The following is a 25567-nucleotide window of genomic DNA, read 5'->3' on the forward strand; positions in this document are numbered from 1 at the left end:
CGCGCCGTCTGCCGCTGCCTTCCCCGACTGCGCGAAAAGCAATTTCCCGCAAGCGGCCCAGTTCGCGTAATAAGGGCGCGTCTTCCTGCCCCTGGCGTTGCCAGAGGTAGATTGTTTTACCATCGGCGGTACGGCCAAGGCATTCGGCGCGGCTCAGTTCGCGGCGCAGCGTGGCGCGGTCTTCCGGACGGGCGATGGCGCACTCGGTTTTAAATATGCCGGGCAATTTTTCCCCAGACGTAACACGTGCTGGCGACATTTATCCGCCAGCTCCCGCGGCGAAAGCGAAGGCGCATGCCAGCTCTCCCAGGGGATACGCTGCCCGATGGTGACGGGCAATGTAGTGCCGCGGCGGCGGAACATCTGCTGCATGAGCAGCAGCACGGGCAGCGTGTCGGAGAGCAGGGCGCTGCCATAAAAGAGGGGGCTGTTGCGGGCAGTGATCCATACCGGCAGCAACGGAGCGCGAAACTTCGTCGCCAGCTTGATAAAACCGGTGTGCCAGCTGCCGTCGCGGATGCCTTTACGGGTCAGCCGTGAGACTTCGCCAGCCGGAAAGAAGATCAGCACGCCGCCGTTTTGCAGCTGGGTTTCCATCTGTTGTAGCGCGGCTTTACGCGTGCGCCCGCCCATATTGTCTACCGGAATAAACAATGAGCGCAGCGGAGTAAGATGGCTCAGCATACGGTTAGTGACCACTTTCACATCGCGGCGCACGCGGGAGACCGCATACAGCAGTGCCAGCCCGTCCAGGGTGCCGGTGGGGTGGTTGGCGATAATCACCAGAGGGCCGTTTTCGGGGATCTGTTCCAGTTCGTGTTCGGGAAGGGCACAGCGAATTTGCAGATGCTCCAGTACGTGTTCCACCATATCCAGCCCCTTAAGGTGGCGGTGGTCATTGGCGAACTGCTGGAACTCTTTTTCATACAGCAGACGTCTGAGAAGATTTTTCTGCCAGGGGGCGGGCCTGGCCTGTGGCCAGAGGTCGTCGAGAACATTATCGAGGCTAAACATAGGGACTCCTCCTGCTGTCTTGCGAAGACAGTAGAAGGCGCGGATGACAGTTGCATTTCAGCTTTGTGAATAAACCGTAATGCCGCAGAAGAGAGAAAAAAGCCCGGCAGAGGCCGCCGGGCCTGAGGGCTTACAGAATCTTACGTTCCGCCAGATCGAGGGCGAAGTAGCTGAAAATCAGATCCGCGCCGGCGCGTTTAATGGCGCCCAGGCTTTCCAGTACAACTTTATCCTCGTCAATCGCACCCGCCTGCGCGGCGAATTTGATCATCGCGTATTCACCGCTGACCTGGTAGGCACCCAGCGGCAGAGTGGTACGCTCACGAATATCACGCAGAATATCCAGATAAGCGCCCGCCGGTTTTACCATCAGGCAGTCCGCGCCCTGCGCTTCGTCAATCAGCGACTCGCGAATCGCTTCACGGCGGTTCATCGGGTTCATCTGATAGGTTTTACGATCGCCTTTCAACGCCGTGCCAGCCGCTTCGCGGAACGGGCCGTAGAAAGAGGAGGCGAACTTGGTGGAATAGGACATGATTGCCGTATCGGTAAAGCCCGCGGCGTCCAGCGCCTGACGAATCGCCTGCACCTGGCCGTCCATCGCGGCGGAAGGGGCGATAAAGTCTGCGCCAGCTGCGGCAGCGACAACCGCCTGCTTGCCAAGGTTCAGCAACGTAGCGTCGTTATCGACGCCGTGGTCGCACAGCACGCCGCAGTGGCCGTGGGAGGTGTATTCGCAAAAACAGGTATCGGACATCACGATCATCTCCGGCACCGCCTCTTTGCAGATGCGGGACATGCGCGCCACCAGCCCGTCTTCCCGCCAGGCGTCGCTGCCGGTCTCGTCGGTATGGTGGGAGATGCCAAAGGTCATCACCGAACGAATGCCCGCATTCGCGATACGCTCAATTTCCCGGGCGAGGTGTTTTTCCGGAATGCGCATCACGCCGGGCATGGCGGCGATGGCTTTGTAGTCGTCTATCTCTTCCTCGACGAAAATCGGCAGCACGAGGTCGTTGAGGCTCAGGGTGGTCTCTTCAAACATAGCGCGGAGCGAGGCGGATTTGCGCAGGCGGCGCGGGCGGGTGATTAAGTCGGTCATGATTTGCCTGATAGCTTATGAACAGAGGGCTAGTGTAGCTGAAAAGGGTGGCGGATGTTTCACCAAAATCGTCTTTAACGAGGCCTGCAGCGTTGGGGAGAGGGGAATTTCTTATATACATAATTTCAATTTCCAAATGGTTAATATTTATTCTCTGTATTGAATTCATTGGTTGATTATGTTCCTCGGTGTTATATATTAAAGAAATAAAAGGTTTTGTCCTAAATAAATGTGGAGCTGCGGTTAAGAAGCTGTTTAGTAATGTGGTTAACCTTTATAAATTCCTAATTTTGCTCATTAACCGCAATTTGTCCGATTTCGGACTTTACGAGAAGTTTAATTGAACCATTTCGTTTTTGTGCGGCATAATTTTTTCGCGCAATTAAGTTTAATTGCATTTGATGCATTAAAAATGATGGACCAACGATTATATCCCTGAGGAGGGATGACAAATGCACTCGTGGAAAAAGAAACTGGTAGTATCTCAATTAGCGTTAGCCTGCACGTTGGCAATCGCTTCTCAGGCTCAGGCGGCGACTTACGATACCTTTGGATATCATGACGACGCAGACACTGCATATACGTGGGATAACTGGACAGACGCGGATAAGCTCAACTATATCTCTTATTATGGTTATATCTACAACAACGCGGCTGACGGTGCTTACGATCAGACATTTAACAATGATGTAGTAAACGGTGTTCTTTCCACTTACTACATGAACCATGATTACACCGACGGCACCGCTAATACGCTGGATGTTAAAAACTCTACCATCCACGGTATGATTACTTCCATGCGTCCGGTTGCTTATGTTGACGGTAACGGTTATGGCTACACCTGGAACAACGGAACTGACGTCGATTATAAATGGCATGATGGTGATATCTTCACGCTGAATGTTGTTAACTCTACTATCGATGATGATTATGAGTATTTTTATTTCACCGATAAATATCTGAACGGTGAAGGTAAAACCGCTTCAGAAGATTATCGTACAGCTTCCTTTGCTGCTCAGGGTCTTGCAGTAACAATGGACGTTGAAAGCAATATCAATATCAGCAATAACTCCCGTGTTGCGGGTATCGCCATGTATCAGGGTGATACTACTAATGCTGATTACACCACTGAATCCCATACCTGGGACAACAACATCAAGGTAACTGATTCTGCAGTTACTGCTGGTTCTTTTACTGCACTGGAAAATGAGGGTACCTATGGCAACTCTCATGAGCCGAACAAAAACGGCGGTATCGCGCTTTCCTTTAAGGATAATTCCTCTTCCGATTATGCGATGAAAAACAACGTGTCTTTCAGCAATTCAACGCTGACAGGCGATGTTGAGTTCACAAGCACCTGGAACGCCAATTTTGACGCAACCGGTCATTCTACCGTCGCAAATGGTGATATTAACACCAATGGCGGATGGGCTGATGACGGCTTGAACGTTGATGAACTGAATATCACTCTTGATAACGGCAGCAAATGGTCTGGTGCTGCGCGGTTCAGTTATGAGTGGACTTCTCATATGTATGATGTTGCCTCTAACAGCCTTGAGCCTGATTCTGTTAAAGATAAATGGGGCAACGTTATCGGCAACGAAACCTTCCAGAGTGGTGTGTTCGACGTCACGCTGAATAATGGTTCACATTGGAATATTACTGGTGATTCAAATATTGATGACCTGACCGTAAACAACGGGTCTCATGTTGATCTGGCTAATAGCAATGGGTTAGTCGCTGATAACATTACGCTGAAAAATGGTTCAGCAATGAATCTCAGCTCTGGCGGTCAAGCTGAAACCGATCACCTTACTGTTGACAGCTACAGTAAAGTTGATCTGAACGACGAAACCACCTATCTGTATGCCAACACCATCACCGTGTCCAACGGCGGTGAATTCAGCATCGGCGCAGGCGCTTATGAAGCAAAAGCGTTTGATACCAATACTATGGAGCTGACGAAAGGTGGTGTATTCAACATCAACAGCAGCGACTATGTATTAGACGCTGACCTGGTGAACGGCCACACTAACACCACCAAGAAATCTGATGCAACCTACGGTTACGGTGTTATCGCTATGAACTCCGATGGTCACCTGACCATCAACGGTAATGGCAACCTCAACAATGCTGACCAGGAGTTCGATCTTTATGATGCGAACGACGACGTTGTTGCTGCCAAAGGTAACTACAAAGTCCGTATCAACAACGCTACTGGTACTGGTAAAGTCGCTGATTACAAAGGTAAAGAACTTATCTATGTCAACGATAAAAACACCACCGCTACCTTCAGCGCTGCCAATAAAGCTGACCTGGGTGCTTACACCTACGAAGCACAGCAGAAAGGCAACACTGTTGTTCTGAAACAGCAGGAACTGACTGATTACGCTAACATGGCGCTGAGCATTCCTTCTGCAAACACCAATATCTGGAACCTGCAACAGGATACTCTGGATACCCGTCTGACCAATGGTCGTCATGGCCTGGCTGACAACGGCGGCGCATGGGTGAGCTACTTCGGTGGCAGCCTGAACGGCGACAACGGCGTGATCAGCTACGATCAGGACGTTAACGGCATCATGGTTGGTGTGGATACCTTCATTGACGGTAACAACGCTAACTGGGTAGTCGGTGCTGCTGCAGCCTTCGCGAAAGGTGACGTGAGCGATCGTTCTGGTCAGGTTGATCAGGATAGCCAGTCCGCGTACATCTACTCTTCTGCGCGTTTCGACAACAACATCTTTGTTGATGGCAACCTGAGCTACAGCCGCTTCGACAGCGACCTGTCTGCTAACATGAGCAACGGCGACTATGTTGACGGCGATGCGTCTACCGACGCATGGGGCTTCGGTCTGAAACTGGGCTACGACTGGCATGTTAACGACAAAGGCTACGTGACTCCGTATGCAGGTATCTCTGGTCTGTTCCAGTCTGGCGATAGCTACCGCCTGAGCAACGGCATGAAAGCTGGTGACCAGGATTACGATAGCCTGCGTTATGAACTGGGCGTGAACACAGGTTACACCTTCACCTACGGCAGCGACCAGGCTCTGACCCCGTACTTCAACCTGGCGTACGTCTATGACGACTCCAACAACACGGCGAAAGTGAACGGCGACTCTATCGACAACGGCACCGAAGGTTCTGCGGTACGTGTTGGTCTGGGTACTCAGTTCAGCTTCACCAAAAACTTCAGCGCATTCACTGACGTGAACTACCTGGGCGGCGGCGACGTTGAGCAGGATTGGGGCGCGAAAGTTGGCGTGAAATACACCTGGTAATAACACTGGCAGGGAAGAGAACTTCCCTGCTACTTTATCAGTGCCTGAATTCCCGCCACGGACTGGCGGGAATTTTTTACATAAGGACTGTGAATGTTGCCAATTGAAAAGCCGCTTGCGGAATTTGAGTTATTAGACAAATGCTTCTCCCCTCACGGTGTTCATTTTGAACTGCCTGCTAATACCGTGCTTACCTTCAGCAATATCGATCCCAGTAACGTCACCGTCGTACTCAACCAGGGCGAAATCGCCATTAGCCGCAAATATAACGATGTATTAATGGGCATTGTTAACGCCCCGTTTGTCAACGGATTGAGTACCAGCATTATCAAACGGCCTACCGAATATATTTACACCACGCAAAACAGCTGTAGCGGCTACTACCTGCCTGCTGAACTGTCGCTTAAACTGGTGGAAGAACATCAGCTATGGCGAGAATCGTTTTGCTGGTTGACCTGGTGGTACCGGCTGGCAGAAACACGCGATTGCCAGCTTATCGGCAGCAGTACCTATGATCAAATCCGCTCGACGCTGCTGATTATGGCGGAATGGGAAGAGACGCTCCGCGCTCGCGTTGGCGTAATACAGTACATCCAGAAGCGCACGGGGATCTCCCGGTCCGTTATTGCCGAAATGCTCTCTGCGCTGCGTCAGGGAAATTATATCGAGATGAGTAAAGGCAAGCTGACAAAGATTAACCGCTTGCCTTATGAGTATTAATCGCCTGCTATTCAGGAAGAGGGGGCAACCAGCGGTTTATTATTGCTGAGCTCGCTCACCAGATCGTTAACGCCGTCGCTCATATTCACAAACTTCGTCAACGGTGAGCGGGTGACCACCACAAACACGCCAATATTATTTTGCGGGTTCATTGCCATATAGGTGATGAAGCCACCGCCACCGCCGGTTTTTTGAATGATTCCCGGTCGGCCATCTTTCGGCGCCATATAGACCCATCCCAGCCCTAGCGCATCCGCTTTGCCCGGCACATCCATACCGATCACCCGCGTCAGCTGGTTACGCTGATAGATAAGCGTCTGCATCCTGTCAGCCTGATTGTTACGGTGGTAAAAATCTGACGAAAGGAACTGCTGCATCCAGCGCATCATATCACCGGGGGTTGAGTAAACGCCGCCGCTGCCAATCGCTGCCAGCGTGTTATTACAGGGGCTGGCCCCTTTTTCCGCCACCATCAGGCGACGGCACTGATCCGGAGAAGGCGTAAAGGTGGTGTCTTTCATCCCCAGCGGTCGGGTTATCTGCTCTTCGAAAAGCTGCGGGTAGGGCTTACCCGCCGCCCGCGCAAGGGCATCGGCCAGCAAATCAAACCCCAGGTTGGAATAGGCGGCCTGGGAGCCGGGGGCGAATTTCAGCTTCGCGGTGGAGAGCCAGTTCCAGCGCTGTTCGCGCGTAGGCCAGACGAACACCGGGCGATGCGGCGCGCCGCCAGGTTGTTCACGGGGAAGGGCGCTGGTATGGGTCGCCAGGTTCACTAACGTTATCGGCTGGCCCTGATATGTGGGTACACGCGCGCCGGGGGGAGCGTACTTACTCAGCGGGTCGTCAAGCTTTACAACGCCCTGGTCGAGTAATTTAACCAGCATCTCGGTGGTCATCAGCTTAGACAGAGAGGCGATACGGATAACAGAATCCAGCTGCGGCCGCACATTGGTGCCCGGGCGCGTTTCGCCAAAAACTTCTGAACACGCGCTGATTACCGTCAATAGCGACCATCGCCATGCCCGTAGCGCCGCTGCCATAAAAAATATGGTTGGCGTAACGATCAACAATATCAGACGCAAAGACCGGGTCAGGAGACTGCTGCGCCGCCCGGGCGGAAGTGATAGTCAACGCACACAGCGTCGCACAGAGAAGCAAACAACGTTTCAACGAAAGCACCCGTAGTGAAGGAAGAGACTAATGCGTATTTATACTACCCGGCGGCATATTGCAAAACACCGAAAACAGCTACGTTCATGAAATAACGCAACGAGGAGCAAAAATGGGCCTGTTTCCCTTCGCACGCTGGCCGCTGCGCTGTGGTAATCTGCTTTTTTGCGCATATTCAGGAGGCAGGCAATGTCAGGTAAGCGGGTCGTTATGGTCGTGGACATGCAAAACGGCGTCTTCGCCACGCCACGCGTTGGGCGTGAGCGCTGCGCGGCGCTTATCAATCAGCTCACCAGGGCGGCAGACCAGGTTATTTTCATTCAGCATTGCGAAGAGGGCGGGCTGGAAGAGGGGAGCGATGGCTTCCAGATCCTGCCGGAACTGTACCAGCCGGACAATGCGCTGTATGTCACCAAAACCGCCTGCGACAGCTTTTATAAAACGTCGCTGGAGACGGTACTACGCGAGCAGGATATCAACGCCTTTGTCATCTGCGGGTGCGCTACCGACTACTGTGTGGACACAACAATCAAAAACGGCGCCAGCCGGGGCTACGCGATAACCGTCGCCGGGGATGCGCACACTACCGCTAACCGTGCCGCGGCCGATGCGCACACCCTCATCGAACATCACAATGAGGTCTGGCGAACGCTTATCGTACCGGGCAATCCGGTTCGGGTGAAATCCGTCGAAACAATTCTTCACGAGTGGCAAGCGAACTAAGGCGTTACGCTCAGGTCTGATGCAACAGCTTTCCTTTACACACGCCCGCAGAGTGCGCTCTGCGGTGGGAAGCGCTATCCGTTTTGAGCAATGCACAACAATAAGAAGTTCGCAGGAGATTCGTATGTTTAAGTCTTTTTTCCCGCAGCCGAAGCTGTTTTTTCTGTCGGCGTTTATATGGGCAATGATCGCTGTCATTTTCTGGCAGGCCGGTGGGCAGGACTGGCTGCTAAAGCTATGCGGCGCATCCAGTGAGCCGCCCATCAGCGCCGGACGCTTCTGGTCGGTTAATTTCCTTCTTTTTTATGCCTACTACGCGCTTTGCACCGGGGTTTTTGCCCTGTTCTGGTTTCTCTATTCGCCGCACCGCTGGCAGCGCTGGTCCATTCTCGGCACTGCGCTCATTATCTTCGTGACCTGGTTTCTGGTGGAAGTTAACGTCGCCATCAACGCCTGGTACGCCCCTTTCTACGATCTGATTCAGACCGCGCTTAGCGCCCCGAATAAAGTACAGATTGGCCAGCTCTACAGCGGCATTGGCGTCTTTTTATGGATAGCGCTCATCGCAGTAACCGTGGCGGTGCTCAATAACTTCTTCGTCAGCCACTATGTCTTCCGCTGGCGCACGGCCATGAACGAGTACTACATGGAGAACTGGGAGCGGCTGCGTCATGTCGAGGGTGCCGCCCAGCGTGTGCAGGAAGATACCATGCGCTTTGCCTCCACCCTTGAAGATATGGGGGTCAGCTTTATCAATGCCGTGATGACGCTGATAGCCTTCTTGCCGGTGCTGGTGGCGCTTTCGCCGCATGTTCCTGAGCTGCCGCTGGTGGGGCATATTCCTTACGGTCTGGTGATTGCGGCTATTCTCTGGTCGTTACTCGGCACCTTCTTGCTGGCGGTAGTCGGTATCAAACTGCCAGGGCTGGAGTTTAAAAACCAGCGGGTAGAGGCCGCCTACCGTAAAGAGCTGGTGTATGGCGAAGACGATCCCGCCCGCGCGCAGCCGCATACCATGCGTGAGCTGTTTGCCGCCGTGCGCCGTAACTATTTCCGTCTCTATTTCCACTATATGTATTTCAACGTCGCCCGTATTCTCTATCTGCAACTGGACGTGGTGTTTGGCCTGATTGTGCTTTTCCCGACCATCGCCGCAGGCGCTATCACGTTCGGCCTGATGCGCCAAATCACAAACGTATTTGAACAGGTGCGCAGTTCGTTCCAGTATCTGATAGCCTCCTGGACGACGCTGGTGGAGTTAATGTCCATTTATAAACGTCTGCGGAGCTTTGAACGGGAACTGGACGAGCCGTCCGTTTCGCCACTGACTGATTCGTTACATTAACGCAAGGAATGATATGCCTGTTTGCGCGCCGCGAATTCTCGCGACCACAATAACCCTGCTGGCGGGGATGATCCTCGCCGGTTGTACCACCACAACAAGCACCAGCAAGGCAAAAGATGGCGCGAAAGCCAGCGAGGCCGAAAGGCCTCGGGACGTGGCAAGCGTAGTGAAAGCGAAAATGCCGGCCAGCGTGAAAGACAGAGACGGCTGGGCGCGGGATCTCGCCACCACATTCGAGAGCCAGTCGATTGCCCCGACCCTTGAAAATATCTGTTCGGTGCTGGCGGTCGCGCAGCAGGAGTCGAACTACCGGGCCGATCCGGTCGTGCCGGGACTCAGTAAAATCGCCTGGAAGGAGATCGATCGCCGCGCGGCGAGTCTGCATATTCCCACGCTGCTGGTGCACACCGCGTTGAAAGTGAATTCACCTAACGGCAAGAGCTACAGCGAGCGTCTGGATAAGGTACAAACGGAAAAGCAGCTGAGCGAGATTTTCGACGATATGATAAGCGTCGTGCCAATGGGGCAGACGCTGTTCGGTTCTTATAATCCGGTGCATACCGGCGGGCCGATGCAGGTGAGTATCGCCTTTGCGCAGCAGCATACCGACGGCTATCCGTGGAAGATGGCTGGCACCGTGCGTCAGGAGGTCTTTACCCGGCGCGGCGGTCTGTGGTTCGGTACTTACCATCTGCTCAATTACCCCGCCAGCTACAGCGCGCCGATTTATCGCTTTGCCGATTTCAATGCCGGATGGTATGCCAGCCGTAACGCGGCTTTTCAGAACGCGGTAAGCAAAGCCACCGGCGTGAAGCTGGCGCTGGACGGTGATTTAATTGCCTACGGCAGCAGCGAGGCGGGCAGTACCGAGAGGGCGGTACGCAAGCTTAGGGCTAAGCTCGGTATGAGCGATCGTGATATTCGCCGTCAGCTTGAAGCAGGCGACAGCCTCAAGTTTGAGAAAACGGCGCTGTACGAAAAAGTCTATCGTCTGGCGGAACAAAAAAGCGGTAAAGCGTTACCGAAAGAGATGCTGCCAGGCATTCAGCTGGAGAGCCCGAAAATCACCCGCAACCTCACCACCGCCTGGTTTGCGAAGCGCGTCGACGATCGTCGGGCACAGTGTATGAAAGGGAATTAGTGATGGCGACGCCAGCGTAACACCAGGGCGATGAACCCCAGGATTGCGCTACCTGCCAGGAACGGCACCAGACCAAAAATGGTGCCGACGCCTAACCCCATTTCGACGTGGGGACGGTTGGCGTCCTGAATCTGCATCACTTGTTCGTAAACCCCCGGCGTGTGAACCAGCAGGTTTAACAGCTGCGCGCCTGCCCAGAAACAGAGCAGTACAAACACGGCATAGGCAATGTTACCTGGCGTAGAGGCGTCGCGAGTTTTCTTTCCCGAAAAGGGTTTCGACAGGGTAAAGTCAGCCATAAAGACCTCCGCTACTACGTTCAGTTTTCCCGGATCCAGGCCGGTCATTCGTACTGATTTTGACAGCTGGATTAAATTGTCAACATCAGAATGGTGATAATTTCATTCCGGGAATGATCCCGGTTGTGTAAATTCTGCCGCCGCTCACGTTTTTGTAACGAATTAATTACTTAATTAACATTTAAGAATTTCCGCATGCGCCACAGACGCGCCCGTTGAAATATGCGAGGATGCGTTTTTTATTGCCGGAGTTGTCATGAAGCTGCCTTCGAAATTACGCCGTGACTGGCACTATTACGCATTCGCGATAGGGCTGATCTTTATTCTCAATGGGGTGGTTGGGCTGCTGGGGTTTGAAACCCAGGGCTGGCAAAACTACGCCGTGGGGTTAGTGACCTGGGTTATTAGCTTCTGGCTGGCGGGATTGATCATACGCCGCCGTCCCGAAGACGAAACGACGGCGCAAGAGGAAGAAAAAACGTTGGATTAGCCGTTCATGGCGCTCCTGAGCGCTCTGTCGGCCTGATGGCGCTCCAGCGCCAGTTCAATCAGGCGGGTGATCAAATCGGTATAGCTGATGCCGCTCGCCTGCCACAGTTTGGGGTACATGCTGATATTGGTGAACCCCGGCAGCGTATTGATTTCGTTAATGATAACCTCGTTATCGGGCGTCAGGAATACGTCCACCCGCGCCATTCCCGCACAGCCCAGCGTCTGGTACGCCTGTACCGCAATACTCCGTATCCGCTCGTTAACCGCAGGATCGATTGCCGCCGGAACCACGACGCTGGCGCCGTTATCGTCAATGTACTTGGTATCGTAGGCGTAAAAATCGCTGTTAAGGATAATCTCGCCGCAGGTGCTGGCCTGCGGATGGTCATTGCCCAGCACCGCGCATTCGATTTCGCGGCCATTGATGCCGGTTTCCACCACCACTTTATGGTCGAATTCGAAGGCCAGACGGACGGCCTCGTGATATTGCGCTTCGTTGGTAACTTTGCTGACCCCGACGGAGGAACCCTGGTTGGCCGGTTTAACAAACAGCGGCAGCCCAAGCTGCGCCTGTACGTCGCTAAACATGATGTGCTCACGGCTGCTACGGGTAAGGGTGACGAACGGGGCGACGGCGAGACCGGCGTCGCGCAACAGCCGCTTGGTGACATCTTTATCCATGCAGGCCGCCGAGCCGAGCACGTCAGAGCCGACAAAAGGCAGGTTCGTCATGCGCAGCAGCCCCTGTAAGGTGCCGTCTTCACCCTGCGTACCGTGAACAATAGGAAATATGACATCCAGGGAGGGGAGCGGCGCGCCGTTATGCGCATCAATAAGCTGCCCGGCTGACTGCCCCGGCACCAGCGCAACGCTGTTCTGCGTGGGGGTAAGGGCAATATGCGCCGGATCGCTGGCATTTTGCAGGTAATTGTTTGCGTCGCAGAGATGCCACTGGCCCTGTTTATCAATCCCCAGCAGCACGACTTCAAAACGTGATTTATCCATTGCGTCGACGATATTTTTTGCCGATTGCAGCGACACCTCATGCTCGGCTGATTTACCGCCAAACACGACACCTACCCGCAGTTTTGCCATCTCAACTTCACTCACATCAATCCGAAAGCACATACCATAACACTTCTGCCATACTGTTTTGCAGTGATTAATGGAGGGGATGCGTGAAAGGGAAAAGCCTGGTGGTGTTATGTCTGTTAGCGGCGTGCGTGGGGGTGGGGTATCGCTATCTTCCCTCCTGGTATAACCCGTTTGCGCCTTTGCAACTGAGCGATCCGCCGGGGCGCATTACCCAGTTTAAACTGCGTCGCCTCGATCAGGCGCAGTGCGCCAGCCTGCTTGCTCAGGCGAATCAGCAAAAACTTATCACCACAACGCCGGTAGCCGACAGCCAGGGCGAGTGCCCGCTTACTGACGTCGTGCGGGTGCGGGATTTCGGCCCGGTGAAGCTGAGCGGCAGCTTCCTGGCCAGTTGCCCGCTGGCGCTCAGCTCGGCGCTGTTCGTCAGCCAGCAGGCGCGGCCGCTCACTGAGCAGTACACCGGTAGTACTCTTGCGCGTATCGATCATTTTGGTAGCTTTGCCTGCCGGAATATCTATCACCGACAGAACGCCCGTCGTAGCGAGCACGCCACCGCAGACGCGCTGGATATTAGCGCTTTTCGCCTGGCCAGTGGCGAGCAGGTTACCGTGCTGCGCGGCTGGCAGCGAGACAGCACCCAGCCCTGGCTGCGGGCGATGTTAAGCGCCAGCTGCGGCTATTATGGCAACGGTCTGGGGCCGGATTATAACGCGGCGCACGCTAACCATTTTCACCTGGGGATGCGCGGTTACGGGATCTGCCGATAAAGCATAATCCACTCTTATTCAGGGGTTTTTATTGCAGTCTTTTAACCTGGGGGCGCAAGGGGAAGATAAAATACCAAAATAATCCAGAGCGCATCTCTGGTGCGATATCCTGTTTTTATTCTTGTTACCCTGTGCGCCCTTTAGCAAAACTCAATCATTGTCGCTGGTTATGGAATCCTGGAAGGTTAACCTTGTTTCGGTGTGGTTCGGCTGTTTTTTTACCGGCCTCGCCATCAGCCAAATTCTCCCCTTTTTGCCGCTGTACGTTTCGCAGCTGGGCGTGACGTCCCATGAGGCGCTGTCGATGTGGTCGGGGCTGACGTTCAGCATTACGTTTCTCATCTCCGCCATCGTCTCCCCGCTCTGGGGCAGCCTGGCCGACAGAAAAGGGCGCAAGCTGATGCTGCTGCGCGCCTCTCTGGGCATGGCAATTGCGATTCTGCTGCAGGCCTTCGCCACGAACGTCTGGCAGCTGCTTATTCTGCGCGGCATCATGGGGCTGACCTCGGGCTACATTCCCAACGCGATGGCGCTGGTGGCCTCCCAGGTGCCTCGCGAGCGCAGCGGCTGGGCGCTGAGCACGCTCTCCACCGCTCAGATTAGCGGCGTGATCGGCGGACCGCTGCTGGGTGGTTTTCTGGCGGACCATTTTGGCCTGCGCACGGTCTTTCTGATCACCGCGACGCTGTTAATTGTCAGCTTTCTTGTCACGCTGTTTTTAATTAAAGAGAGCGGGCGGCCTAAAGTGAGTAAGGCGGAGAGCCTGAGCGGCAAGGCGGTGTTCGCCTCTCTGCCTTATCCGGGGCTGGTCATCAGTCTGTTTGTCACCACCCTGGTGATTCAGTTATGTAACGGGTCGATAGGGCCGATTCTTGCGCTGTTTATTCAATCGATGGCCCCGCACAGTAACAATATTGCCTTTCTTAGCGGCATGATCGCCGCCGTACCGGGCGTGTCTGCGCTGCTCTCAGCGCCCCGGCTCGGCAAGCTGGGGGATCGTATTGGTACCGGACGGGTGCTGATGGGCACATTAATTTTTGCTGTTGTGCTCTTTTCCGCCATGTCATTTGTGACCTCGCCGCTGCAGCTGGGGATTTTGCGTTTTCTGCTCGGCTTTGCCGATGGCGCTATGCTGCCCGCGGTTCAGACGCTGCTGCTGAAATATTCAAGCGATCAGGTGACCGGGCGTATTTTTGGTTATAACCAGTCGTTTATGTATTTAGGTAACGTCGTCGGGCCGCTGATGGGGGCTTCTGTTTCCGCGATGGCCGGGTTCCGCTGGGTATTTGTGGCGACGGCAATCGTCGTCCTGTTTAATATCTGGCAGCTGGCGCTGGCAATGCGAAAAACCCGGCGTAAATAAAATTAACGGAGCGGAATTATTCCGCTCTGTCCATTACTTTTCTTTATACTTCCCCGCCTTTTTCCCTGTCTTTGGGCCTGTAACGTTGCGAAAAGTTTAGCTTACGGACGAAGAAAGGTTCCTTTACCGCACTTTTGTCATATTTGATTTGCAAAACGTGGATTTTGGCAAAAAATGAGTAGATGCATACTATTTGCAACAACAAACCAGAGTGCTAATGTCATCGCAAATCACATAAGGAAATAGCGCTATGAAAAATCTCATTGCAGAGTTACTGGTAAAACTGGCACAGAAGGAAGAGGAGTCCAAAGAGCTGGTTGCGCAAGTGGAAGCGCTGGAAATAGTCGTCACTGCGCTGTTACGCCAGATGGCGCAGCCTGAGCAGCAGGCGCTCATCGAAAGCATTGAAGGCGCGCTGGATGATGTGCACCCCACCACTGACGTCTCTGACAGCGACGCAGCGCTATTACAACAATATCTAAAAAAGCTTTTACGGCATCCCCGCACGTAACGTAGCCAGAGATTCGCTGTCATATCTCTGTCATGCGGGATGCCTATAGTCGCTCTGTTTTTATTTGCTTTAAGTATATTTACACGGAGAAAATAAAGTGAAACAGAGCGCCTTATTCGTCGCCTTATTCCCGGTACTGTTTACCCCGGTTATTTATGCGGATACTTCTTCCACCCCCGTGCTGGAAAGTCGTGCCGCCCATGGCGATATTTCCACTCAGGGCGGCGCACGTCGCCTGAGCGGCGACCAGACCGCAGCGATTCGCGCTTCGCTTAATGATAAGCCCGCTAAAAATATTATCCTGTTGATTGGCGACGGCATGGGCGATTCTGAAATCACCGCCGCGCGAAATTATGCCGAAGGGGCGGGCGGTTTCTTCAAAGGTATTGATGCGCTGCCGCTGACCGGCCAGTACACCCATTACGCGCTGGATAAAAAAACCGGCAAACCGGATTACGTCACCGACTCTGCGGCGTCCGCTACCGCCTGGTCCACCGGCGTCAAAACCTATAACGGCGCGCTGGGCGTCGATATTCACGAAAAAGATCATATGACGATCCTGGAGATGGCAAAGGCGGCGGGGCTCGCCACCGGCAACGTCTCTACCGCTGAACTGCAGGACGCCACCCCGGCGGCGCTGGTGTCGCATGTGACCTCGCGTAAATGCTATGGACCGAGCGTAACCAGCGAAAAATGCGCCAGCAATGCGCTGGAGAAGGGCGGCAAAGGCTCCATTACCGAACAGCTGCTGAACGCCCGTGCCGATGTCACGCTGGGCGGCGGCGCGAAAACCTTTAGCGAAACCGCGACCGCAGGCGAGTGGCAGGGTAAAACGCTGCGTGAGCAGGCGCAGGCGCGCGGCTATCAGTTAGTGAGCGATGCGACAACGCTGGCGGCCATTACCGAAGCAAACCAGGACAAACCGCTGCTGGGTCTCTTCTCCGAAGGCAACATGCCGGTACGCTGGGAAGGGCCGAAAGCCTCTCTGCACGGTAATATTGATAAGCCTGCGGTGACCTGTACGCCCAACGCCAAACGCACCGACAGCGTGCCGACGCTGGCGCAGATGACGGAAAAAGCCATCGATTTGCTGAGCAAAAACGAGAAAGGTTTCTTCCTGCAGGTTGAAGGCGCGTCCATCGACAAACAGGATCATGCGGCGAATCCGTGCGGCCAGATTGGCGAAACCGTTGATCTTGATGAAGCCGTGCAGAAAGCGCTGGCCTTTGCCGAGAAAGAGGGCAATACGCTGGTTATCGTTACCGCTGACCACGCTCACGCCAGCCAGATCATTCCGCCTGATACTAAAGCGCCGGGTCTGAGCCAACTGCTGAACACCAAAGACGGCACGGTAATGGCCATGACCTACGGCAACTCGGAAGAGGAGTCGATGGAACATACCGGCACCCAGATTCGTATCGCCGCCTACGGGCCGCACGCGGCCAATGTGGTGGGCTTAACCGACCAGACCGATCTTTTCTTTACCATGAAAGAAGCGCTCGGGCTGAAATAAACCCTGACCCGGCGGGAAATATCTCCCGTCGGGTGGTTTTTTCACCACGACAGACCATTCTTAAAGTGCAAGGTTTATTTAAGGATGGTCATTATGAAAATAACGTTATTTGTTACCCTGCTATTCGGGCTGGTATTTGTCACCGCGCTGAGCGCGGCGGAGAAAACCCTCACCCCGCAACAACAACGCATGACCCTTTGTAATCAGCAGGCGACCGCCCAGACCCTTTCTGGCGACGAGCGGAAAAAATATATGAGCGACTGCCTGAAAAACACCAAAGTCGATCCCAACCAGAAAAGCCTTACTCCCCAGCAGCAAAAGATGCGCGAGTGTAATAGCCAGGCGACCCAACAGTCGCTGAAAGGCGAAGACCGCAGCAAATTTATGCAGGCCTGCCTGAAAAAAGCCAGCTAGTCCATTCGGGTGAGCGTGCCGTTTAGCTCACCCAAAATTTCATACTTTCCCTGCCGCCTCCCTCTCTATAATTTTGAAAATTGTTTCAGAATGTTCCCAAAAAATTATGAATGATAATAATTTTTACAAGGCAGAGGGGCATAAGGAGAGAAACCCGGCTCTGAGTGAAGATGACCCGCACAGCACTGGGCTGCTTTTTGCCCAGCGGAACAGAATGCCGCGCGCGGTCGGGCTGGCCTGTTTATTCCTGCCGCTGGCGGGCGCGCTGGTATCGCAACCGGTAGCGGGCATATGGTGGGTGATACTGGTGCTGTGGGCCTTCGTCTGGCCCCATCTGGCCTGGCAACTGGCTGTTCGATCAGCCGATCCTCACGCCTGCGAAACGTTTAATCTGAAAACGGATGCCATCATGGCTGGCATCTGGATAGGGCTGATGGGCGTGAATATGCTGCCGTCGCTGGCGCTGGCGATGATGGTGTTTATTACCACAATGGGCGCAGGCGGGCCGCGGCTGTGTCTGGCGGGCATCGCCCTGACGCTGCTCTCCTGCCTGGTGACGCTCCAGCTTAGCGAAACCGCCGTCAACCCGGCCAGCTCATCGTTAATTCTCTGCCTGACGGTGCCGGTTTTACTGCTCTATCCGCTGCTCTTTTCATGGGTGAGCTACCGTAACGTTACCCGCCTCGAAGAGCACAAGCGGCTGCTGCGGGTGATGAGCATTCGCGACGGCATGACCGGCGTCTATAACCGCCGCCACTGGGAGATTTTGCTGCGGGAGGCGTTTGAAAACTGCCGCCGCCAGCAGCGCATGGCGACTCTGCTGCTTATTGATGTCGACCACTTTAAAACCATCAACGATACCTGGGGGCATGATGTGGGCGACGAGGCGATTATCGCCGTGACCCGCCACCTGCAGCTTACCCTGCGCGGCAGCGATATCATTGGCCGCTTTGGCGGCGATGAGTTCGCTATCATTATGTGCGGCACGCCGCCGGAAAATGCCATTTCCGCCATGTCCCGCGTTCACGACCGCCTTGAAACCTTCCGCCTGCCCGGCACGCCTCAGCTTACGCTGCGCATCAGCGTAGGCGTGGCTCCTTTAACCGGTGAAATGACCCACTACCGGGAGTGGCTTAAAGCCGCCGATCTGGCCCTGTATAAAGCGAAAAAAGCCGGGCGCAGCCGTACTGAGGTTGCCGCCTGATCCTCCCGTCTGGTTGCTCAACGCCCATTCTCTGCCAGGCTTAAAAGCGATGATATTTATAAATTTCCTCGTGGTGTGCGCTGTCTGGCGTTACGTCCGTCTCTTCTGTACTGACACGAGAGCAATGTGATGAGCTACCAATACGTCGTTGATATGAATGCCCTTCCGGAGGGTAAACCGGTGAAGTTTGAAGTGGCGGGAACCGCCATGATCCTGATTCGCACTTTAACCCAGGTGCGCGCCTTCCAGAGCAAATGCCCCCACGCGGGCGCGCCGCTGGAGCAGGGCGCTATCTGCGAAGGGCGGCTGGTCTGCCCGTGGCACAAAGCTGAATTTGATATTACCAATGGCCAGTGGCTTGAGCCGCTGGCGCTGTCGAACCTGAAACAGTACCCGGTGCGCATTGAAGAGAATCGGGTGCTGGTAAGCCCCCGGGCCATGTCGCCGGCCAGCGCGCCGCTGCTTCGTGGGGAGAGCGAGCAGACTGCGGCGATCCTCGGTACCGGTGCGGCGGGCAGCGCGGCGGCGATTACCCTGCGCGACGCAGGCTTTAAGGGGCGGCTGATTCTTATCGATCATGAACCTGACGCGCCCTATGACCGCACGGCACTGAGCAAATTTGTTCCGGCAGGAAAGATGCAAATCAGCGAGGTTCCCCATGTTCTTGACGAAGGGTTTTATCAGCAGCCCGGCGTGGAGAGCATACGGGAAGCGGTCACTGCCCTGAACAGCCAGCAGCGCACCCTGACCTTCGAAAGCGGGCGAGAGCTTCATTTCGATAAGCTGCTGCTGGCGACCGGCGGAAAACCCGTGCGGCCAGAGATGGAAGGCAACCAGCTTGCGCGGGTTCACGTTCTGCGCGGCCTGCACCAGGCGCAGCGGCTACTCGAAGACGTGGAGAAGGCGCAGCAGCTGGCGATCGTCGGCAACAGTTTTATTGCGATGGAGCTGGCGGCGGCGCTGCGTAATCAGGATATCGACGTGACGGTGATCTCGCGCCATGAACGCCCCTTCGTCCCGCAGTTTGGCGAAGAGATTGGCCAGCATTTCCTCGATATGCATAAGCAAAACGGAGTGAAATTCGTGACCGGCGAGCCGGTTGCGCTGGAAGGTGCGGACGGCGTTGAGCGCGTTCGGCTGAAAAGCGGCCAGACGGTGCCCGCGCGGGTGGTTGTGCTCGCCACCGGCGTGCGCCCGTTTACCGATTTTGCCCGCGACCTGCCAAAGCAGGAGGACGGCAGCCTGGTGGTGGATGCATCCCTGCAGGCCGCCCCGGATATCTGGGTGGCGGGAGACATCGCCAGCTACCCCGCGCCGGAAGGGCGGCGTCGCATTGAACACTGGCGCGTGGCGCAGCAGCAAGGAAGGCTGTCGGCACTGAATATGCTCGGCGAAAATCACACCTTCGATCGGGTACCCTTTTTCTGGACTACCCACTTTGGCACCCGTTTTGAATATCTGGGTTACGCCAGCGAATGGGACACTACGAAAATGATCGGCTCGTTCGATAACAAGCGCTTTGCGATGTTATACGGTCAGGAGGGGATGCTCAAAGCCGTGCTAAGCTGCGGTAAAAATACCGCCACCGCCGGGCTGCTGGTGAAGATGCAGCAGCCGCTCAGTCTGGACGCGGCTGCGCAAATGCTCTCATAGGCGGGGTTATTTGCTCATGGCTTCGGATTTCGCCATGCAGGCCTGCATGGCGTCAATCACCGCCGCCCGGAAGCCTTTCTCTTCCAGCACTTTTACCGCTTCAATGGTCGTGCCGCCCGGCGAACAGACCATATCTTTCAGTTCGCCAGGGTGTTTACCGGTCTCCAGCACCATCTTCGCCGAGCCCATCACCGCCTGGGCGGCAAATTTGTAGGCCTGCGCCCGCGGCATGCCGCCGAGCACGGCGGCGTCGGCCATCGCTTCAATAAACATAAACACATAGGCGGGCGCGGAGCCGCTCACCCCGACTACCGGGTGGATCATCGGTTCGGCCACCACTTCCGCCTCGCCGAAGCAGCGGAAAATGGCCACGATGTCGGCCACATCTTCCGGGGTAACTAACGCGTTCGGCGTGATAGAGGTCATACCGGCATTCACCAGCGAAGGGGTGTTGGGCATAGTGCGGATAATTTTACGATCGTGGCCGAGGGCGCGGGCCAGCTGATCGAGGGTCACGCCAGCGGCGATAGAGACGACCAGCGACTCTTTATTCAGGCTGGAGGCCACTTCGCTGAGCACTTTGACGGTGATATTGGGCTTGACCGCGCTAAACACGATATCTGCGGCCTGAGCGACATCCTGCGCGCTTTCCGCCGCGTTGATGCCGAATTCGTCATGCAGCGCGGCAACGTTATCCGCGCTTGGGGTATAGACCCAAATCTGCCCCGGCTGCACCTGGCCGCTGGCAATAAGACCGCCCAGAATCGCCTTGCCCATGTTTCCGCAGCCGATAAAGCCGATTTTTTCTCCATCTTCTCTCCCTCTCTGCTGATATGTTTGCGTTATAGCTTAACGTGGAATGCGGCGCAGGGCGAAAGCTTAACGTCGCGCTTTGCGCCGCAGGCGGTTTAACGCCACAATGCGCAACCAAATAAGGAGTGACTATGCAGATATGGGTTGATGCGGACGCCTGTCCGAATGTCATTAAAGAAATTTTATTTCGCGCCGCCGAGCGTACGCAGACCTCGCTTACCCTGGTGGCGAACCAGAATATCCGCGTGCCGCCGTCGCGGTTTATCCGCGCCGTGCGCGTGGCGGCAGGGTTTGACGTTGCCGATAACGAAATTGTGCGTCTGTGCGCGCCGGGGGATCTGGTGATTACCGCCGATATTCCGCTGGCGGCAGAGGTGCTGGCGAAAGGGGCGGCGGCGCTTAATCCGCGCGGTGAGCGCTACAGCGAGGCCACCATCCGGGAAAAGCTGACCATGCGCGATTTTATGGATACCCTGCGCTCAAGCGGCATTCAAACCGGCGGGCCGGACAGCCTCTCCCAGCGGGACCGCCAGCAGTTTGCCGCCGGGCTTGATAAGTGGCTGCTGGAAAAGCAGCGGGCGGGCTAGCAGGCATACAAACTATCGTCATGCGGATATGTTACGCTAAAAGCGGATCCGGGCTTGTCAATTGACACTCTTTTAAGTAAGGTTGTCGTTACATTAGTTGCATTAAAAACTTTACACCCTGGCTGGCGCCAACCCCATCAGGTTTCAGGCAAAGACGTCAGGATTCATCAGAACTGTAATCTTTTGTTTACAATCACGGTCGCCATTAAGGCGCTGTTATCGCTGGCTACTTTTATCTTGCAAGACCTGAGGGAAGACGAGTTCATGACAATACCCATATTTTTGATTGGCGCACGCGGCTGCGGAAAAACGACAACGGGTAAGGCCCTGGCGCAGGCGCATGCCTGGCAGTTTGTCGATACCGACCATCGCTTGCAGGAGACGGCACAGATGACGGTGGCCGATCTGGTTAAGCTGGAAGGCTGGGACGGATTTCGCGCCCGCGAAACGGCTACGCTTGAAGAGGTTACCGGCGCGTCTCGCGTCATTGCCACCGGCGGCGGCATTATCCTCAGTGAATACAATCGCCGCTTTATGCGGGAAAATGGGGTGGTCATCTATCTGAGCGCGCCTGCGTCTGTGCTCGTCGAACGGCTCGAAGCCTACCCTAAAGCCAGCCAGCGTCCAACCCTGACGGGCAAGCCGGTGCGCGACGAGGTGGGTGAGGTTCTGGCAGTGCGCGATCCTATCTACCGTGAAGCGGCGCACTATGTGGTTAACTCGGCGCAATCCCCTGAGGGCGTTATTGCTGATATTCAGGCGGCCCTGCGCATGGCGCAGGCGAGTTGACGAAACGATTGTCTATACTTAAGGCCTGACTGGATAAAAAGGAAACGTCATGCCTACAAAACCACCTTACCCGCGCGAAGCCCGTGTTGTTGCCGTTGAGAAAGGCGCAACCGGGCAAACTGTCACCTGGTATGAATTACGTGCCGATCATCCGAAACCGGATTCGCTGATTAGCGAGCATCCTACCGAGCAGGAAGCGATGGATGCCAAAAAACGTTATGAGGACCCTGACAAAAGCTGATTTCGTCTGAATTAAGAGGCAATGCGTTCTCCGTCACATTTTTTGGCCTGGCGGAATGGATGGCAACCAATAATAATCATTCTCTACTGGTATGGCGGGGCGATTGTTCCGCCATATCTTTCTGACAGGCTGGTTCAGCCTGTGCGCCAGGTTAACGTTAAGAAGTGTTGTAAGGCGGAAAAACTGATGAGTGCAACTTTGGCTATTCTCACCATCGGTGTGGTGCCAGTCGATGTAATTTTACCCCTTCTCACCGAGCATATCCCTGAGGAGCAGATCACCCGCTATTCGCTGCTGGGCGATATGGACCCGGAAGAGGTCGTGGTGGAGTACCGTGTGGATCCTGGTGAAACGCCGCTGCCTACGCGCCTGCGTGATGACAGCGTAGCCATGGTTTCTCAGGAGAAGGTCGAACGCGATCTGCAAAGTATTATCGAAGTCATGGATAACCGCGGCCATGACGTTATTTTACTGATGAGCACCGCCCCTATTCGCGGGCTGGTCGCGCGTAACGCTATCTTACTTGAACCCCAACGTATTATTCCGCCGCTGGTCGCCTCCATTGTTGATGGACACCAGGTCGGCGTGATTGTGCCTATCCCTGAAATGATGGCGCAGCAGCAGGAGAAGTGGCGCCAGCTGGAAAACGAGCCGTTTTACACCCTCGCCCATCCTCTTTATGCCAGCGAAGCGGAGCTGATCGCTGCCGGTAACGCGCTGATTGAAAAGGGCGCAGATGTATTAATGCTTGATTGTCTTGGCTTTCATCAGTGGCACCGCGACTTACTTCAGAAGGCGCTGGATGTGCCAGTATTATTATCTAATATTCTGGTGGCTCGCCTGGCGTCTGAGCTACTGATGTGATTTTCCCGCCTGGTAATTTCGCGTGACAGAAGCAAAGACGGGCCTCTATAGTGTTTTTTCAAACATTTTCTCTGTAAGGGGCGGTTCATGCTTCAAAGTAACGAATATTTTTCCGGTAAAGTGAAGTCCATTGGTTTTACCAGCAGCAGCACCGGTCGCGCCAGCGTCGGCGTGATGGTCGAAGGGGAGTACACTTTCGGCACCGCGCAGCCTGAGGAGATGACCGTAATAAGCGGCGCTCTGCACGTACTGTTGCCAGGGGAAACCGAATGGAAAACCTACTCTGCGGGTGAAGTGTTCAATGTTGCAGGCCAGAGCGAATTCCACCTGCAGGTGGCTGAACCGACCTCTTATCTCTGCCGTTATCTGTAAAAATAACGTGGTTTCGTCGCCCGGAGAAGGCAACGCCGCATCCGGGAATGTCCCGGGTGCGCTTACGCTTACCCGGGCAAATCGTGCAGTGATGCGGTTTTTGTTACCCGGACAAAATCCGTTAACGCTGAGCTTCGCCGCCTAAACCTTCAACGAGGCTCTGAATTAAGGCTGCCAGTTCCCCGGTCATCAGAATAAAGTCGGCGTCAAAGCGCTGCGCCACATCTTCACGATCGATATCTTCATTCTGGTCGCGCAGTTCATCAGCGAATTTCAGGCGCTTGATTGAACCATCCTCGCAGACCACAAACTGGATGCGCTGCTGCCAGTCGAGGGCCAGTTTGGTGACCACTTTACCCGCTTCGATATGCACCGCGATCTCGTCGCTCACCAGATCCTGTTTCTTACAGCGGATTACGCCGCCATCTTCCAGCATCGCTTTCAGCTCTGCTTCGTCAAGCAGCTGGAAGCCCTGCGCTACCGTACCGGAACGCACCCACTCGGTCAGCGTCAGTTCGATAGGGTTTTCCAGCGTCAGCGGCACTACCGGCAGCGAACCAAGGCTTTTACGCAGCAGCGCCAGGGTATCTTCGGCTTTCTTCGCGCTGGCGCAGTCGACCATAATCAGCCCGTTAACGGTGTCGATCCACATCATCGTCTGGCTGAAGCGGCTAAAGGCGCGCGGCAACAGCGAGTGCAGCACCTCGTCTTTCAGCGAATCTTTTTCGGTTTTTTTCAGTTTGCGGCCCTGTTCGGCCTCAAGACGGGAGATCTTCGCTTCCAGCGCCTGTTTGATAACGGGGGAGGGCAGGATCTTCTCTTCTTTGCGGGCGCTGATAATAATCTGACCGTTGGCGGTATGGGTCAGCGCGTCGCTGTGTGAGCCCATCGGTGGAACCCACCCGGTTTTCGCCATATCCTGACTACCGCACGGAGTAAACGATAGTGGGGCAAGCTGTTTTCCATCTCTTCGGCGCGCAACGCTACATCGCGGCTAAGACGGTATACCATTAAATTTTTAAACCACAGCATGATTTTTTCCACGGCCTTGTCGTTAAATGCAGCGGGCATGATACCCAATTGTCGCCGCGCTTGCATGTGAATGGTTGTCCAACTATGAGGAGCATTGTGTGCGTATTGGTATCGATTTAGGTGGCACCAAAACAGAGGTTATCGCATTGAGCGAGAGCGGTGACGAACTTTTTTCGTCACCGGCAGGCCACGCCGCGTGATTACCACCAGACTATTGAGCTGATTGCGTCGCTGGTCGATTTAGCCGAAAAAGAGACCGGCCAGACCGGGACGGTAGGCATGGGGATCCCCGGTTCGATATCGCCTTATACCGGCGTGGTGAAAAAACGCCAACTCCACCTGGCTTAACGGCAAGCCGTTTGATAAGGACTTAAGCCAGCGGCTACAGCGTGAAGTACGGCTGGCAAACGATGCCAACTGTCTGGCGGTATCCGAGGCGGTGGATGGCGCGGCGGCAGGGGCACAAACCGTATTCGCGGTGATCATTGGCACCGGCTGCGGCGCGGGCGTAGCGCTTAACGGGCGATCGCATATCGGCGGCAACGGCACGGCAGGCGAGTGGGGTCATAACCCGCTGCCGTGGATGGACGAAGACGAACTGAAATACCGGGTGGAAGTACCCTGCTACTGCGGTAAGCAGGGCTGTATTGAAACGTTTATCTCTGGCACCGGTTTCGGCACCGATTATCAGCGGTTAAGCGGCAAGGCGTTAAAAGGCAGCGAAATCATTCGTCTGGTAGAAGAACAGGACGCGGTGGCGGAGCTGGCATTAAGCCGTTACGAACTGCGGCTGGCGAAGTCGCTGGCGCACGTCATCAATATTCTCGACCCGGATGTGATTGTGCTGGGCGGGGGAATGAGTAACGTCGAGCGTCTATACAAAACCGTGCCTGCCCTGGTGAAAAACTGGGTCTTCGGCGGCGAATGCGAAACCCCCATTCGTAAAGCGCTGCACGGCGACTCCAGCGGCGTGCGCGGCGCCGCCTGGCTGTGGCCAGCAGAGTAATGCTTTAGCGCACATCAGGGCTACGCAGGTAGCCCTGATAAGGCGCGTGCGCT

The 25567-nt window shown here is 55.0% G+C and carries 22 protein-coding genes and 4 pseudogenes; 19 read left to right on the forward strand and 7 right to left on the reverse strand.

Annotated features, from left to right (window positions below; translation table 11 throughout):
- Together ENTHG_RS20745 and hemB are read right to left on the reverse strand one after the other, a co-directional pair.
- A pseudogene (locus tag ENTHG_RS20745) lies at window positions 1–1014 on the reverse strand (lysophospholipid acyltransferase family protein); the annotation flags it as partial.
- Between the two features lie 130 nt (window positions 1015–1144).
- Entirely contained in the window at window positions 1145–2116 is a 972-nt protein-coding gene (gene hemB, locus ENTHG_RS20750; protein WP_044184433.1) for a porphobilinogen synthase, read from the reverse strand.
- 452 nt (window positions 2117–2568) lie between these two features.
- Here hemB and ENTHG_RS20755 point away from each other — a divergent pair, with 452 nt between their 5' ends.
- Both ENTHG_RS20755 and ENTHG_RS20760 read left to right on the forward strand, forming a co-directional pair.
- A complete protein-coding gene (locus ENTHG_RS20755; protein WP_044184436.1) occupies window positions 2569–5400 on the forward strand; it encodes an autotransporter outer membrane beta-barrel domain-containing protein in 2832 nt (943 codons plus the stop codon).
- Between the two features lie 93 nt (window positions 5401–5493).
- Window positions 5494–6120: a helix-turn-helix domain-containing protein gene (locus ENTHG_RS20760; RefSeq protein ID WP_044184439.1), complete on the forward strand. Its 627-nt coding sequence runs from the start codon at window positions 5494–5496 to the stop codon at window positions 6118–6120.
- A gap of 11 nt (window positions 6121–6131) precedes the next feature.
- Here ENTHG_RS20760 and ampH read toward each other — a convergent pair.
- Window positions 6132–7290: pseudogene (gene ampH / locus ENTHG_RS20765) on the reverse strand (D-alanyl-D-alanine-carboxypeptidase/endopeptidase AmpH).
- 189 nt (window positions 7291–7479) lie between these two features.
- Here ampH and ENTHG_RS20770 point away from each other — a divergent pair.
- From ENTHG_RS20770 to ENTHG_RS20780, 3 genes are all read left to right on the forward strand, one after another.
- Complete coding sequence (locus ENTHG_RS20770; protein WP_044184442.1) at window positions 7480–8013, forward strand: isochorismatase family protein; 534 nt, start codon at window positions 7480–7482, stop codon at window positions 8011–8013.
- Window positions 8014–8137: 124 nt separating this feature from the next.
- The gene (sbmA, locus tag ENTHG_RS20775; protein WP_044184445.1) at window positions 8138–9358 is read left to right on the forward strand and encodes a peptide antibiotic transporter SbmA; all 1221 of its coding nucleotides are present in this window, start codon (window positions 8138–8140) and stop codon (window positions 9356–9358) included.
- 13 nt (window positions 9359–9371) lie between these two features.
- Window positions 9372–10499 carry a DUF1615 domain-containing protein gene (locus ENTHG_RS20780; RefSeq protein ID WP_044184449.1) on the forward strand — a complete coding sequence of 376 codons (1128 nt, stop codon included), beginning with the start codon at window positions 9372–9374 and terminating at the stop codon, window positions 10497–10499.
- On the opposite strand, the gene ENTHG_RS20785 is transcribed toward ENTHG_RS20780, so the two are convergent.
- Window positions 10496–10798 (reverse strand): DUF2755 family protein, encoded by a 303-nt coding sequence (locus tag ENTHG_RS20785; RefSeq protein WP_044185151.1) that lies wholly within the window; start codon window positions 10796–10798, stop codon window positions 10496–10498. The genes ENTHG_RS20780 and ENTHG_RS20785 overlap by 4 nt on opposite strands.
- Window positions 10799–11054: 256 nt before the next feature.
- On the opposite strand from ENTHG_RS20785, the gene ENTHG_RS20790 reads away from it, so the two are divergent.
- The gene (locus ENTHG_RS20790; RefSeq protein WP_044184453.1) at window positions 11055–11288 is read left to right on the forward strand and encodes a DUF2754 domain-containing protein; all 234 of its coding nucleotides are present in this window, start codon (window positions 11055–11057) and stop codon (window positions 11286–11288) included.
- Here the strand turns inward: ENTHG_RS20790 and ddlA are convergent.
- On the reverse strand, window positions 11285–12385 hold the full coding sequence (gene ddlA, locus ENTHG_RS20795; protein ID WP_044185154.1) for a D-alanine--D-alanine ligase: 1101 nt from the start codon (window positions 12383–12385) through the stop codon (window positions 11285–11287). The genes ENTHG_RS20790 and ddlA overlap by 4 nt on opposite strands.
- 83 nt (window positions 12386–12468) lie before the next feature.
- Between ddlA and ENTHG_RS20800 the strand changes: the two genes are divergently transcribed.
- From ENTHG_RS20800 to ENTHG_RS20830, 7 genes are all read left to right on the forward strand, one after another.
- A complete protein-coding gene (locus tag ENTHG_RS20800; RefSeq protein WP_044184456.1) occupies window positions 12469–13152 on the forward strand; it encodes an extensin-like domain-containing protein in 684 nt (227 codons plus the stop codon).
- A gap of 169 nt (window positions 13153–13321) precedes the next feature.
- Window positions 13322–14515: a multidrug efflux MFS transporter gene (locus ENTHG_RS20805; protein ID WP_044184458.1), complete on the forward strand. Its 1194-nt coding sequence runs from the start codon at window positions 13322–13324 to the stop codon at window positions 14513–14515.
- 250 nt (window positions 14516–14765) lie between these two features.
- Entirely contained in the window at window positions 14766–15026 is a 261-nt protein-coding gene (gene iraP / locus ENTHG_RS20810; RefSeq protein ID WP_044184461.1) for an anti-adapter protein IraP, read from the forward strand.
- Between the two features lie 97 nt (window positions 15027–15123).
- Window positions 15124–16539: an alkaline phosphatase gene (gene phoA, locus ENTHG_RS20815; protein ID WP_044184464.1), complete on the forward strand. Its 1416-nt coding sequence runs from the start codon at window positions 15124–15126 to the stop codon at window positions 16537–16539.
- A gap of 93 nt (window positions 16540–16632) precedes the next feature.
- The gene (gene psiF / locus ENTHG_RS20820) at window positions 16633–16953 is read left to right on the forward strand and encodes a phosphate starvation-inducible protein PsiF (RefSeq protein ID WP_044184467.1); all 321 of its coding nucleotides are present in this window, start codon (window positions 16633–16635) and stop codon (window positions 16951–16953) included.
- Between the two features lie 106 nt (window positions 16954–17059).
- Complete coding sequence (gene adrA, locus ENTHG_RS20825; RefSeq protein ID WP_044184469.1) at window positions 17060–18157, forward strand: diguanylate cyclase AdrA; 1098 nt, start codon at window positions 17060–17062, stop codon at window positions 18155–18157.
- Between the two features lie 129 nt (window positions 18158–18286).
- Window positions 18287–19810, forward strand: coding sequence for an FAD-dependent oxidoreductase (locus ENTHG_RS20830; RefSeq protein ID WP_044184473.1), 1524 nt, complete (start codon window positions 18287–18289; stop codon window positions 19808–19810).
- Window positions 19811–19816: 6 nt separating this feature from the next.
- Here ENTHG_RS20830 and proC read toward each other — a convergent pair whose 3' ends face one another.
- Complete coding sequence (proC, locus tag ENTHG_RS20835) at window positions 19817–20656, reverse strand: pyrroline-5-carboxylate reductase (protein ID WP_275404638.1); 840 nt, start codon at window positions 20654–20656, stop codon at window positions 19817–19819.
- Window positions 20657–20754: 98 nt separating this feature from the next.
- Between proC and ENTHG_RS20840 the strand changes: the two genes are divergently transcribed.
- From ENTHG_RS20840 to ppnP, 5 genes are all read left to right on the forward strand, one after another.
- Window positions 20755–21210: a YaiI/YqxD family protein gene (locus ENTHG_RS20840; protein WP_044184478.1), complete on the forward strand. Its 456-nt coding sequence runs from the start codon at window positions 20755–20757 to the stop codon at window positions 21208–21210.
- Between the two features lie 264 nt (window positions 21211–21474).
- Window positions 21475–21999, forward strand: coding sequence for a shikimate kinase AroL (gene aroL, locus ENTHG_RS20845; protein ID WP_044185157.1), 525 nt, complete (start codon window positions 21475–21477; stop codon window positions 21997–21999).
- Between the two features lie 49 nt (window positions 22000–22048).
- Entirely contained in the window at window positions 22049–22240 is a 192-nt protein-coding gene (yaiA, locus tag ENTHG_RS20850) for a protein YaiA (RefSeq protein ID WP_044184481.1), read from the forward strand.
- 186 nt (window positions 22241–22426) lie between these two features.
- Window positions 22427–23104: an AroM family protein gene (locus tag ENTHG_RS20855; protein WP_044184484.1), complete on the forward strand. Its 678-nt coding sequence runs from the start codon at window positions 22427–22429 to the stop codon at window positions 23102–23104.
- A gap of 87 nt (window positions 23105–23191) precedes the next feature.
- On the forward strand, window positions 23192–23476 hold the full coding sequence (gene ppnP / locus ENTHG_RS20860; RefSeq protein ID WP_041852550.1) for a pyrimidine/purine nucleoside phosphorylase: 285 nt from the start codon (window positions 23192–23194) through the stop codon (window positions 23474–23476).
- 121 nt (window positions 23477–23597) lie between these two features.
- On the opposite strand, the pseudogene rdgC reads toward ppnP, so the two are convergent.
- Window positions 23598–24508, reverse strand: a pseudogene (gene rdgC, locus ENTHG_RS20865) (recombination-associated protein RdgC).
- A 98-nt stretch (window positions 24509–24606) separates the two neighbouring features.
- Here rdgC and mak point away from each other — a divergent pair.
- Window positions 24607–25514, forward strand: a pseudogene (mak, locus tag ENTHG_RS20870) (fructokinase).
- Window positions 25515–25567 lie beyond the last annotated feature (53 nt).

Origin of the sequence: Phytobacter massiliensis JC163 (assembly GCF_000321045.1) — a bacterium.
Lineage (GTDB): Bacteria > Pseudomonadota > Gammaproteobacteria > Enterobacterales > Enterobacteriaceae > Phytobacter_A > Phytobacter_A massiliensis.

Excerpts from the sequence above, each read along its gene's own strand:
- hemB (WP_044184433.1), bottom strand. The coding sequence starts at position 2,116 with ATGACCGACTTAATCACCCGCCCGCGCCGCCTGCGCAAATCCGCCTCG.
- ENTHG_RS20755 (WP_044184436.1), top strand. The coding sequence starts at position 2,569 with ATGCACTCGTGGAAAAAGAAACTGGTAGTATCTCAATTAGCGTTAGCC.
- ENTHG_RS20760 (WP_044184439.1), top strand. The coding sequence starts at position 5,494 with ATGTTGCCAATTGAAAAGCCGCTTGCGGAATTTGAGTTATTAGACAAA.
- ENTHG_RS20770 (WP_044184442.1), top strand. The coding sequence starts at position 7,480 with ATGTCAGGTAAGCGGGTCGTTATGGTCGTGGACATGCAAAACGGCGTC.
- sbmA (WP_044184445.1), top strand. The coding sequence starts at position 8,138 with ATGTTTAAGTCTTTTTTCCCGCAGCCGAAGCTGTTTTTTCTGTCGGCG.
- ENTHG_RS20780 (WP_044184449.1), top strand. The coding sequence starts at position 9,372 with ATGCCTGTTTGCGCGCCGCGAATTCTCGCGACCACAATAACCCTGCTG.
- ENTHG_RS20785 (WP_044185151.1), bottom strand. The coding sequence starts at position 10,798 with ATGGCTGACTTTACCCTGTCGAAACCCTTTTCGGGAAAGAAAACTCGC.
- ENTHG_RS20790 (WP_044184453.1), top strand. The coding sequence starts at position 11,055 with ATGAAGCTGCCTTCGAAATTACGCCGTGACTGGCACTATTACGCATTC.
- ddlA (WP_044185154.1), bottom strand. The coding sequence starts at position 12,385 with ATGGCAAAACTGCGGGTAGGTGTCGTGTTTGGCGGTAAATCAGCCGAG.
- ENTHG_RS20805 (WP_044184458.1), top strand. The coding sequence starts at position 13,322 with ATGGAATCCTGGAAGGTTAACCTTGTTTCGGTGTGGTTCGGCTGTTTT.
- iraP (WP_044184461.1), top strand. The coding sequence starts at position 14,766 with ATGAAAAATCTCATTGCAGAGTTACTGGTAAAACTGGCACAGAAGGAA.
- psiF (WP_044184467.1), top strand. The coding sequence starts at position 16,633 with ATGAAAATAACGTTATTTGTTACCCTGCTATTCGGGCTGGTATTTGTC.
- adrA (WP_044184469.1), top strand. The coding sequence starts at position 17,060 with ATGAATGATAATAATTTTTACAAGGCAGAGGGGCATAAGGAGAGAAAC.
- ENTHG_RS20830 (WP_044184473.1), top strand. The coding sequence starts at position 18,287 with ATGAGCTACCAATACGTCGTTGATATGAATGCCCTTCCGGAGGGTAAA.
- ENTHG_RS20840 (WP_044184478.1), top strand. The coding sequence starts at position 20,755 with ATGCAGATATGGGTTGATGCGGACGCCTGTCCGAATGTCATTAAAGAA.
- aroL (WP_044185157.1), top strand. The coding sequence starts at position 21,475 with ATGACAATACCCATATTTTTGATTGGCGCACGCGGCTGCGGAAAAACG.
- yaiA (WP_044184481.1), top strand. The coding sequence starts at position 22,049 with ATGCCTACAAAACCACCTTACCCGCGCGAAGCCCGTGTTGTTGCCGTT.
- ENTHG_RS20855 (WP_044184484.1), top strand. The coding sequence starts at position 22,427 with ATGAGTGCAACTTTGGCTATTCTCACCATCGGTGTGGTGCCAGTCGAT.
- ppnP (WP_041852550.1), top strand. The coding sequence starts at position 23,192 with ATGCTTCAAAGTAACGAATATTTTTCCGGTAAAGTGAAGTCCATTGGT.